The organism is Stenotrophomonas maltophilia group sp. Smal17 (genome assembly GCF_030237045.1).
In the GTDB taxonomy this organism is placed as follows: domain Bacteria; phylum Pseudomonadota; class Gammaproteobacteria; order Xanthomonadales; family Xanthomonadaceae; genus Stenotrophomonas; species Stenotrophomonas forensis.
This window is the reverse complement of record NZ_JASJSU010000112.1, coordinates 1-9,534: the sequence shown is the minus strand read 5'-3', so window position 1 is coordinate 9,534 and position 9,534 is coordinate 1. Positions and strand designations below refer to the sequence as shown.

Sequence of the window (9,534 nt, the reverse complement as noted above, 5' to 3'; positions counted from 1 at the left end):
AAAAGCGGCAGCCAACAAAAAACCCGGCCAAGGCCGGGTTTTTCGCATCGAACCACAACAGCATCACTGCGCGTTGCGGGCTTCCAGCTCGTCTTCCTTCTGGCGATCGAAGAACGCCATGATCCGGCTCATGATCGGGAAGGTGCCTTCGCGACCCAGCGCCGACACCAGGAACCACGGCTCCTTCCAGCCCAGTTCGGCGACGATCTGCTCGGCCGCCGCCTTGGCCTCGTCCTCGAACATCAGGTCAGCCTTGTTCAGCACCAGCCAGCGCGGCTTGTTCAGCAGCTCCGGATCGTGCTTCTCCAGTTCGCGCTCGATCGCACGCACCTGCTCGACCGGCGAAATGCCTTCCACGCCGCCTTCCATCGGCGAGATGTCCACCAGGTGCAGCAGCAGGCGGGTGCGCTGCAGGTGGCGCAGGAACTGCGCACCAAGGCCGGCGCCATCCGCCGCGCCTTCGATCAGGCCCGGAATGTCGGCGATCACGAAGCTGCGGTAGTTCTCCACCTTCACCACACCCAGGTTCGGGTACAGCGTGGTGAACGGGTAATCGGCCACCTTCGGCGTTGCCGCCGAGACGGCGCGGATCAGGGTGCTCTTGCCGGCGTTGGGGAAGCCCAGCAGGCCAACGTCGGCCAGCAGCTTCAGCTCCAGCTTCAGCGTGCGCTCTTCGCCCGGCTCGCCCGGCAGCGCCTGGCGCGGCGAACGGTTGGTCGAGCTCTTGAAATGCATGTTGCCCAGGCCGCCGCGGCCGCCCTTGGCCACCAGCAGGCGGTCGTTGTGCTGGGTCAGGTCGCCGATGACTTCATCGGTGGCAACGTTGATGACCACGGTGCCGACCGGCACGGTGATGGTCAGGTCTTCGCCACCCTTGCCATAGGCCTGGCGGCCCATGCCGTTCTCGCCGCGCTGCGCCTTGAAGATGCGGTCATGGCGGAAGTCGACCAGGGTGTTCAGGTTTTCGTCGGCGCGGATGTACACGCTGCCGCCCGCACCGCCGTCGCCGCCGTCCGGGCCGCCGAGCGGAATGAACTTCTCGCGACGGAAGCCAATGCAGCCGTTGCCGCCGTTGCCGGCGAACACTTCGATTTCTGCTTCGTCTACCAGTTTCATTGTTTCGATGCCTGCGATGGGCGCGGCATCTGCGCCGTCGCCTTGAATGTAATGCGGGCGCGCGTGGCCCGCAGCCCGGCGCGGCCGGTCTTCCTTTTACCCGGTAACTCTAACGAAAAGCCCCGCCGAAGCGGGGCTCTCCATGCAGCGCGCTCTTCATCCAGCACAGCCATGCCGAGGCACGGGTGCCGGCGATGCCTGGATCAGGCGTCGGCCGAGACGATGCTGACGGTGCGACGCTTCTTGGCGCCCTTGACCGAGAACTCCACCTTGCCGTCCACGAGGGCGAACAGGGTGTGGTCACGGCCCAGGCCCACGCCGGAACCCGGGTGGAACTGGGTGCCGCGCTGACGCACGATGATGTTGCCGGCTTCGATGGCCTGGCCGCCGAAGATCTTGACGCCCAGGTACTTCGGGTTGGAGTCGCGACCGTTGCGCGAGGAGCCTACGCCCTTTTTATGTGCCATGACTGCTTCTCCTGATGCTTAGCCGGCGATGCCGGTGATCTCGATTTCGGTGTAGTACTGACGGTGACCCTGACGCTTCATGTGGTGCTTGCGGCGACGGAACTTGATGATCCGGACCTTGTCAGCACGACCCTGGGACAGGACCTTGGCGGTGACGGCAGCGCCCTTCAGCGCATCGCCCAGCTTCACGCCGTCGCTGTCGCCCAGCATCAGGATGTTGTCAAACTTGATCTCGCTGCCGACTTCGACTTCGAGCTTTTCGACGCGGAGCTTTTCGCCCTGCGCCACGCGGTATTGCTTACCGCCGGTGACCAGTACTGCGTACATGACCAGACTTCCTCTGTAGTTATTGTGGTCTATGGACTGCCGCCGTCGAGGGCGGACAGGAGCGGGATTGTACGCAGATCCATGCGACAGGGTCAAGTCAAGCCCTGAACGGCCCGGGAGACCCGGTCGGAACGGGGTCAGATCCCTTTTCACAGCGTGAAAAGGGATCTGACCCCTTCATAAAGCCTTGTCTCACAAGGTGAGACACCGGGCTGGCATTGTCGCCCATTGCCCCCATCTGGTCACCTCGGTAGGCTGACCGATTGCCGTTCCCTGCTGGCCCGGCACCCAGCCAACGCCCCCACAACCGGATCCCCCATGGCGATGGATTTCATCCGCATCCGCGGCGCGCGGACGCACAACCTGAAGAACCTCGACCTCGACCTGCCCCGCGACAAGCTGATCGTGATCACCGGCCTGTCCGGCTCGGGCAAGTCCTCGCTGGCGTTCGACACCATCTACGCAGAAGGCCAGCGCCGCTACGTCGAGTCGCTGTCGGCCTATGCGCGCCAGTTCCTGAGCGTGATGGAAAAGCCGGACCTGGACCACATCGAAGGCCTGTCCCCGGCCATCTCGATCGAGCAGAAGTCGACCTCGCACAACCCGCGTTCGACGGTCGGCACGATCACCGAGATCTACGACTACCTGCGCCTGCTGTACGCCCGCGTTGGCACCCCGCGCTGCCCGGACCACGGCTACCCGCTGGAAGCACAGACGGTCAGCCAGATGGTCGACCAGGTGCTGACCCTGGACCCGGAACAGCGCTACATGCTGCTGGCGCCGGTCATTCGCGACCGCAAGGGCGAGCACGCGCAGGTGTTCGACCAGCTGCGCGCGCAGGGCTTCGTGCGCGTACGCGTGGACGGCGAGCTGCATGAAATCGACGCGGTGCCGCCGCTGGCACTGCGCCAGAAGCACACCATCGAGGCGGTGATCGACCGCTTCCGCCCGCGCGAGGACATCAAGCAGCGCCTGGCCGAGAGCTTCGAGACCGCGCTGAAGCTGGGCGACGGCATGGCCTCGGTGCAGAGCCTGGACAACACCGAAACCGCGCCGACGCTGTTCTCCTCCAAGTACTCCTGCCCGGTGTGCGATTACTCGCTGCCGGAGCTGGAGCCGCGCCTGTTCTCGTTCAACGCACCGATGGGCGCCTGCCCCGGCTGCGATGGCCTGGGTATCGCCGAATTCTTCGATCCGTCGCGCGTGGTGGTGCATCCGGAGCTGTCGCTGGCCGCCGGTGCGGTGCGCGGCTGGGATCGCCGCAATGCCTATTATTTCCAGCTGATCGCCTCGCTGGCCAAGCACTACAAGTTCGACGTCGATGCGGCGTGGAACTCGCTGCCTGAGAACGTGCAGCAGGCCGTGCTGTACGGCAGCGGCGATGAAGCGATCACCTTCACCTACTTCACCGAAGCCGGTGGCCGCACCCAGCGCAAGCACCGCTTCGAGGGCATCATTCCCAACCTCGAGCGCCGCTACAAGGAAACCGAATCGCCGGCGGTGCGCGAAGAGCTGTCCAAGTACATCAGCGAACAGCCGTGCCCGGAATGCCATGGCGCCCGCCTCAACAAGGCGGCACGCAACGTGTTTGTGGCCGACCGCCCGCTGCCGGACCTGGTGGTGCTGCCGATCGACGAAGCACTGAAGTTCTTCAGCGAACTGAGCCTGCCGGGCTGGCGCGGCGAGATCGCCTCGAAGATCGTCAAGGAAATCGGTGAGCGCCTCGGCTTCCTGGTCGATGTCGGCCTGGATTACCTGACCCTGGAACGCAAGGCCGACACCCTGTCCGGTGGCGAAGCGCAGCGCATCCGCCTGGCCAGCCAGATCGGCGCCGGCCTGGTCGGCGTGATGTACGTGCTCGACGAGCCGTCGATCGGCCTGCACCAGCGTGACAACGAGCGCCTGCTCGGCACCCTCACCCGCCTGCGCGACCTGGGCAACACGGTGATCGTGGTCGAGCATGACGAAGACGCGATCCGCCTGGCCGACTACGTGCTGGACATCGGCCCGGGCGCGGGCGTACACGGCGGCGAGATCGTCGGCCAGGGCACCCTGCAGGACATCCTGGAGGCACCGCGCTCGCTGACCGGCCAGTACCTGTCGGGCAAGCGTGCGATCGAGATTCCGGCGCGCCGGCACAAGCCGAACCCGAAGATGACCCTGCACCTGCGCGGGGCCAGCGGCAACAATCTGAAGGGCGTGGACCTGGCGATTCCGTCGGGCCTGCTGACCTGCGTGACCGGTGTGTCCGGCTCGGGCAAGTCGACCCTGATCAACGACACCCTGTTCTCGCTGGCCGCCAACGAGATCAACGGTTCCTCGCACCCGATCGCCCCGTACAAGGAGATCGATGGCCTGGACCTGTTCGACAAGGTGGTGGACATCGACCAGTCGCCGATCGGCCGCACCCCGCGTTCGAACCCGGCCACCTACACCGGCCTGTTCACCCCGCTGCGCGAACTGTTCGCGCAGGTGCCCGAAGCGCGTGCGCGCGGCTACTCGCCGGGCCGTTTCAGCTTCAACGTGCGCGGTGGCCGCTGCGAAGCGTGCCAGGGCGATGGCCTGATCAAGGTCGAGATGCACTTCCTGCCGGACGTGTACGTGCCCTGCGACGTCTGCCACGGCAAGCGCTACAACCGCGAGACGCTGGAGATCCTGTACAAGGGCTTCAACATCAACGACGTGCTGGAAATGACCGTCGAGGATGCGCTGAAGCTGTTCGAACCGGTGCCGTCGATCGCCCGCAAGCTGGAAACACTGGTCGACGTCGGCCTGAGCTACATCAAGCTGGGCCAGAGCGCGACCACGCTGTCCGGTGGTGAAGCGCAGCGCGTGAAGCTGTCCAAGGAACTGTCCCGCCGCGATACCGGGCGCACCCTGTACATCCTCGACGAGCCGACCACCGGCCTGCATTTCCACGACATCGAAGCCCTGCTGGGCGTGCTGCACAAGCTGCGCGACGAAGGCAACACGGTGGTGGTGATCGAACACAACCTGGACGTGATCAAGACCGCCGACTGGATCGTCGACCTGGGTCCGGAAGGTGGCCATCGCGGTGGCACCATCCTGGTCACCGGCACGCCGGAAGACGTAGCGGCCTGCCCGCAGTCGTACACCGGCCAGTTCCTGGCGCGCATGCTGCCGTCCACCAGCGCGCGACCGGAACGCCCGGCCGCCGTGGCCAACAAGCCCGACGCCCGCCCGCCGCGCAAGGTGAAGCCTGAAAAGCCCGCCAAGGTGGCGAAGAAGGCCGTGGCGGCAACAAGCACCGGCAAGGCCAGCAAGACTGCGGCCGCCAGCAAGAAGAAGAAGGACGCCTGATGAGCAGCGAACACAAGATCCTGGCCCGCATCCCGATCAGCGTGCGCTGGCGTGACATGGACAGCATGGGCCACGTCAACAACGCCAAGTACATCTCCTACCTGGAAGAAGCGCGCGTGCGCTGGATGCTGGGCGTGGACGGTGTGTCGATGACCGACCGCATCGCACCGGTGGTGGCCGCGACCAACGTCAACTACCGGCTGCCGATCGTGTGGCCCAACGACATCCTGGTCGAACTGTTCGTCGAGCGCCTGGGCAACAGCAGCGTGACCATCGGCCACCGCATCGTCGACCAGCAGGATGAGTCGAAGCTGTATTCGGACGGCAACGTGGTGGTGGTGTGGATGGATACCCAGACCGGCAAGAGCGCCCCGTTGCCGGAGGCGATCCGCAGCGCGTCTACCTGATTCGCTTCTGGTAGGTGCCGACCTTGGTCGGCACGCCTCGGCGGCAATGAGGATGCCGGCCAGCGGCCGGCACGACCGACACTGTTCAAAGGACTGACATGATCCACCACACCGAACTGCGCGACCTGCTGCCCGGCATGGTCCCCTTCCCCACCGATGTCTTCCCCGCCGACCAGGCCTGGCTCGGCCAGCACCTGCTGCCGCTGCTGAAGATCGACCTGGGCGTGCTGCGCCCGGAACTGGCCGGCCAGGTGGCGACGATGCTGTGCCCGATCGAGCCGTATGACGGCTGTATCGGCGAGACCACCGAAGAACACCACAACGCGTTCACCGGCACCAACTGGATTGCCTTCGAACTGACCGCCGGCAACGAGATGCGCTTCCTCGGCAACGAGGGCTATTTCATCGGTGATGCAGTGGACGACAAGGACGCGCAGGAACACATCGCGCAGATGCGCGAGAGCTACGGCAAGGCACGCGACTACCACGCCACGCATGGCCGGTTGGCCTGCTACTCGCGCTTCGGCAAGGGCGAAGCCAGCGAACGCGATTATCTGGACACGTTGGGTGGCCCGATCGGTTTCGGCAACTGGACCGAGACCGCGGAGATTCCCGCGGCCTTCGCGCTGGCCTTCACCGAGGCCGCCGATGACCCCAACGCTGCGGAGGATGCCGAAACGGTGATCATCACCCGCGACGGCAACAAATTCTTCGCCGTGGCCGACGTGGCCGGCTACAACTGGTGCGCCACCGGCGCCGATGCGATCGTGATGCTGTACGAACCGGTAAGCCGCACGGTGCTGTTCTCGTACGACTGGTCGTAAGCCCCTGGTAGTGCGGGCCGCTGGCCGGCACTACCGGATATTCCGGTCGCGCCGAGCGTCCTCGACGCTACGGCAGCCATCCCAACCGTCGCTTCCGTAGAGTCGAGCTTGCTCGACTGCTGCTGGCCCGGGCCGTCGAGCAAGCTCGACGCTACGACGGCCATCCCAATCCCTTGCTTCAGCAGCAGCGTGCCGTTTCCCCGCGCGCTTACGGCGCGGCCTTGCGCACCACCAACGTCGCGCTCGCTTCGCCACCGCCTTCCAGCTGCAGCCGCAGTGGCAGCGCCTGCCCGTCCTTCAATGCGCCCTTGCCCTGCATCAGCATCAGGTGCAGGCCGCCGGGCTTGAGTTCGGCACGGGCGCCCGGTGCCAGCGGCAGGCGCTCGATCGCGCGCATGCGGCTGACCCCGTCAGTGATCGTGGTCTCGTGCAGCGACACATCGCCGAAACCGCTGCTGCTCGCGCCAGTGATCGCCACCGCCTTGCGGCAGCCGTTGTGGATCACGCCGTAGCCGGCGGTCATCGGCATCGCCGGATTCGGCGGCAGCCGCGCCCAGCCCTGCTCGACGGTGACGCACGTCGTCTCGGCGGCGGATGCCGATGCTGCGGCCGCACACATCATCAACAATACGCCAACGAATGGTTTGGTTATCATCGCCCAGGTTCCTTCTTCGCAACGAGACCGCAGCATGACGACGCTCATCGAGGTGATCAACCATGGCCCCATCCGCGAACTGCGCCTGGCGCGGCCGCCGGTCAACGCACTGGACACCGAACTGTGCCGGCAGTTGATCCACGCCATCGAGCTGGCCATGGCCGAAGATGCGCACGGCATCGTGCTGTCGGGCAGCGAACGCATCTTCACCGGTGGCATGGACGTGCCGCACCTGCTCTCGCACGGCGATGACAAGCACAAGCTGTTGGACACCTGGAACGCCTTCTTTGGCGCGGTGCGCACGCTGGCCGAGAGCCGCATCCCGGTGGTGGCCGCGATCACCGGCCACGCCCCGGCCGGCGGCTGCGTGCTGGCGCTGTGCTGCGACTACCGGGTGATGGCGCGCAGCGCCGAGCCGTCGCGCCCGTATGCCATCGGCCTGAACGAAGTGCAGGTGGGACTGATCGCACCGGAGGGCATCCAGCGCCTGCTGCGCCGCGCGGTGGGCGTGCACCGCGCCGGGGTCCTGCTGACCACCGGTTCGCTGGTGCCGGCCGAGCAGGCGCTGCAGATTGGCCTGGTCGATGAACTGGCCGAAGGTGACCTGGTGGTGGCGCGTGCCGTGGCCTGGCTGCAGAACCTGCTCAAGCAGCCGCGCCAGCCGATGCTGCTGACCCGCGCGGTTGCCCGCGCCGACCTGCACGAAGCCCTGCACCCGGACCTGATCCAGCTGGACCGCTTCGTCGAAGCCTGGTTCGCCCCGGATGCACAGAACGCCCTGCAGGCGCTGGTGGCACGTCTGGGCAAGTAATCGGTAGTGCCGGCCGCTGGCCGGCTACCTCAGGCGCCGCAGAAGGATCACGAAGCTGCCGGCCAGTGGCCGGCACTACCGATGAGGGGCCGGCCCGCACCGGTATAATCAGGCCTTCTTCATTGCTGTGGCCGCCCCCTTGAACGACACGCCCGAACCCGTCGTCTCCGAGCTGATCGACCTGCTCACCCTGGAGCGGCTGGAGGACAACCTGTTCCGCGGGCAGAGCCGCGACATCGGCACCAAGTACGTGTTCGGCGGGCAGGTGCTGGGCCAGGCATTGGCCGCGGCGCAGGCCACGGTCGACAACGGCCGCCACGTGCATTCGCTGCATGCCTATTTCCTGCGTGCCGGCAACATCGACCACCCGATCGTCTACGACGTGGACCGCACCCGCGATGGCGGCAGCTTCTCGGTGCGCCGGGTCACCGCGATCCAGCATGGCAAGGTGATCTTCTTCTGCGCGGCCTCGTTCCAGCAGGCCGAGACCGGTGCCGAGCACCAGCACAAGATGCCCGAAGTGCCGCAGCCGGAAGACATCGAGCCGAATCGCCCGCTGCCGGCCGAAGTGCTGGAGCGGCTGCCGATCAAGGTGCAGCGCTGGCTGTCGCGCGGCGGCCCGTTCGAGTTCCGCCACGTCTACCCGCGTGACGAACTGAACCCGCCCAAGCGCCCGCCCTACCACCAGGTGTGGCTGCGCCTGAGCGAGCCGGTCGGCGATGCGCCCGAGCTGCACCAGGCGCTGCTGGCCTATGCCTCCGACTTCCACCTGCTGGGCACCGCGACATTCCCGCACGGCATCAGCTACTACCACCCGCACGTGCAGATGGCCTCGCTCGACCACGCCATCTGGTTCCACCGCCCGTTCCGTGCCGACGACTGGCTGCTGTACTCGCTGGACAGCCCCAGCGCGCAGGATTCGCGCGGCCTGGCCCGCGGCCAGTTCTTCACCCGCAACGGCGTGCTGGTGGCCAGCACCGCGCAGGAAGGCCTGATCCGCGTCGTACCCGACCAGGCAGCGGCAGCCGCCGTGCCGGCCAAGGAGTAATCCGATGCGCCAGATCTTCAGCAGCCAGCGCGTGGAAACCGTCGAAGGCGTGGCCGAGCTCCTGCGCGGGCATGGCATCGAGGTCAAGGTGACCAACGGGCGCTCGTACAAGACCCGCCGCCGCGGCCAGTTCAGCTATACCGACCTGGGCAACGCCAGCGCCTACCCGGCGGTGTGGATCGTGCGCGCCGACGACCAGCCGCGCGCACGCGAAATCCTGCGTGACGCGCGCCTGCTCGACACCACCCGTCGCGACCACCCGACCGCCGAGTTCGCCTTCCGCGACATGCCGGAACAGAGCAGCGGCGGCCGCGGCTGGGCCTGGCGCATCCGCATCGCCCTGCTGGTGGTGATCGCCGGCGTGGCGCTGGTGATCGGCCTGCGCCATCGCGGCACCCCGGCGCCGGCCGCACCGGCCCCTGCCCCGCAGGCGCAGCCGCAGCAGCAGCCCCCCGCCCAACCGGCTCCGCCGGAAGAAGAAGAAGTCCGGGTCCGCATCCAGCCGTCGAAATGACACACGGGTAGTGCCGGCCGCTGGCCGGCAAGCGCAGCCCGCCG

The 9,534-nt window shown here is 66.7% G+C and carries 10 protein-coding genes; 6 read left to right on the top strand and 4 right to left on the bottom strand.

From position 1 onward, the window contains the following. Positions 1–63 precede the first annotated feature (63 nt). From cgtA to rplU, 3 genes are all read right to left on the bottom strand, one after another. Positions 64–1,116 (bottom strand): Obg family GTPase CgtA, encoded by a 1,053-nt coding sequence (gene cgtA / locus QRO93_RS19315; protein WP_006424789.1) that lies wholly within the window; start codon positions 1,114–1,116, stop codon positions 64–66. Positions 1,117–1,319: 203 nt separating this feature from the next. Further along, the gene (gene rpmA, locus QRO93_RS19310) at positions 1,320–1,583 is read right to left on the bottom strand and encodes a 50S ribosomal protein L27 (RefSeq protein WP_005415704.1); all 264 of its coding nucleotides are present in this window, start codon (positions 1,581–1,583) and stop codon (positions 1,320–1,322) included. An 18-nt stretch (positions 1,584–1,601) separates the two neighbouring features. Beyond that, positions 1,602–1,910: a 50S ribosomal protein L21 gene (gene rplU / locus QRO93_RS19305; RefSeq protein ID WP_006424709.1), complete on the bottom strand. Its 309-nt coding sequence runs from the start codon at positions 1,908–1,910 to the stop codon at positions 1,602–1,604. A 318-nt stretch (positions 1,911–2,228) separates the two neighbouring features. On the opposite strand from rplU, the gene uvrA reads away from it, so the two are divergent. The 3 genes from uvrA to QRO93_RS19290 all read left to right on the top strand — a co-directional run bounded on the left by uvrA (position 2,229) and on the right by QRO93_RS19290 (position 6,462). After that, entirely contained in the window at positions 2,229–5,231 is a 3,003-nt protein-coding gene (gene uvrA / locus QRO93_RS19300; RefSeq protein WP_049458438.1) for an excinuclease ABC subunit UvrA, read from the top strand. Then, the gene (locus tag QRO93_RS19295) at positions 5,231–5,638 is read left to right on the top strand and encodes a thioesterase family protein (RefSeq protein WP_006424673.1); all 408 of its coding nucleotides are present in this window, start codon (positions 5,231–5,233) and stop codon (positions 5,636–5,638) included. The genes uvrA and QRO93_RS19295 overlap by 1 nt, the downstream gene beginning before the upstream one ends. Before the next feature lie 98 nt (positions 5,639–5,736). Then, positions 5,737–6,462, top strand: coding sequence for an enolase (locus tag QRO93_RS19290; protein WP_180879509.1), 726 nt, complete (start codon positions 5,737–5,739; stop codon positions 6,460–6,462). A gap of 208 nt (positions 6,463–6,670) precedes the next feature. Here QRO93_RS19290 and QRO93_RS19285 read toward each other — a convergent pair whose 3' ends face one another. Beyond that, complete coding sequence (locus tag QRO93_RS19285; RefSeq protein WP_053449115.1) at positions 6,671–7,117, bottom strand: copper chaperone PCu(A)C; 447 nt, start codon at positions 7,115–7,117, stop codon at positions 6,671–6,673. A 34-nt stretch (positions 7,118–7,151) separates the two neighbouring features. Here QRO93_RS19285 and QRO93_RS19280 point away from each other — a divergent pair, with 34 nt between their 5' ends. From QRO93_RS19280 to QRO93_RS19270, 3 genes are all read left to right on the top strand, one after another. Then, on the top strand, positions 7,152–7,928 hold the full coding sequence (locus tag QRO93_RS19280) for an enoyl-CoA hydratase/isomerase family protein (RefSeq protein WP_049458435.1): 777 nt from the start codon (positions 7,152–7,154) through the stop codon (positions 7,926–7,928). Positions 7,929–8,055: 127 nt separating this feature from the next. After that, positions 8,056–8,976: an acyl-CoA thioesterase II gene (tesB, locus tag QRO93_RS19275; RefSeq protein ID WP_005408551.1), complete on the top strand. Its 921-nt coding sequence runs from the start codon at positions 8,056–8,058 to the stop codon at positions 8,974–8,976. Between the two features lie 4 nt (positions 8,977–8,980). Further along, positions 8,981–9,490, top strand: a complete 510-nt coding sequence (locus QRO93_RS19270) for a pathogenicity-like protein (RefSeq protein ID WP_180879507.1) — start codon at positions 8,981–8,983, stop codon at positions 9,488–9,490. Positions 9,491–9,534 lie beyond the last annotated feature (44 nt).

What these genes read in the sequence shown, in the direction of transcription:
- cgtA (WP_006424789.1), bottom strand. Translation starts at nt 1,116, where the DNA reads ATGAAACTGGTAGACGAAGCAGAAATCGAAGTGTTCGCCGGCAACGGC.
- rpmA (WP_005415704.1), bottom strand. Translation starts at nt 1,583, where the DNA reads ATGGCACATAAAAAGGGCGTAGGCTCCTCGCGCAACGGTCGCGACTCC.
- rplU (WP_006424709.1), bottom strand. Translation starts at nt 1,910, where the DNA reads ATGTACGCAGTACTGGTCACCGGCGGTAAGCAATACCGCGTGGCGCAG.
- uvrA (WP_049458438.1), top strand. Translation starts at nt 2,229, where the DNA reads ATGGCGATGGATTTCATCCGCATCCGCGGCGCGCGGACGCACAACCTG.
- QRO93_RS19295 (WP_006424673.1), top strand. Translation starts at nt 5,231, where the DNA reads ATGAGCAGCGAACACAAGATCCTGGCCCGCATCCCGATCAGCGTGCGC.
- QRO93_RS19290 (WP_180879509.1), top strand. Translation starts at nt 5,737, where the DNA reads ATGATCCACCACACCGAACTGCGCGACCTGCTGCCCGGCATGGTCCCC.
- QRO93_RS19285 (WP_053449115.1), bottom strand. Translation starts at nt 7,117, where the DNA reads ATGATAACCAAACCATTCGTTGGCGTATTGTTGATGATGTGTGCGGCC.
- QRO93_RS19280 (WP_049458435.1), top strand. Translation starts at nt 7,152, where the DNA reads ATGACGACGCTCATCGAGGTGATCAACCATGGCCCCATCCGCGAACTG.
- QRO93_RS19270 (WP_180879507.1), top strand. Translation starts at nt 8,981, where the DNA reads ATGCGCCAGATCTTCAGCAGCCAGCGCGTGGAAACCGTCGAAGGCGTG.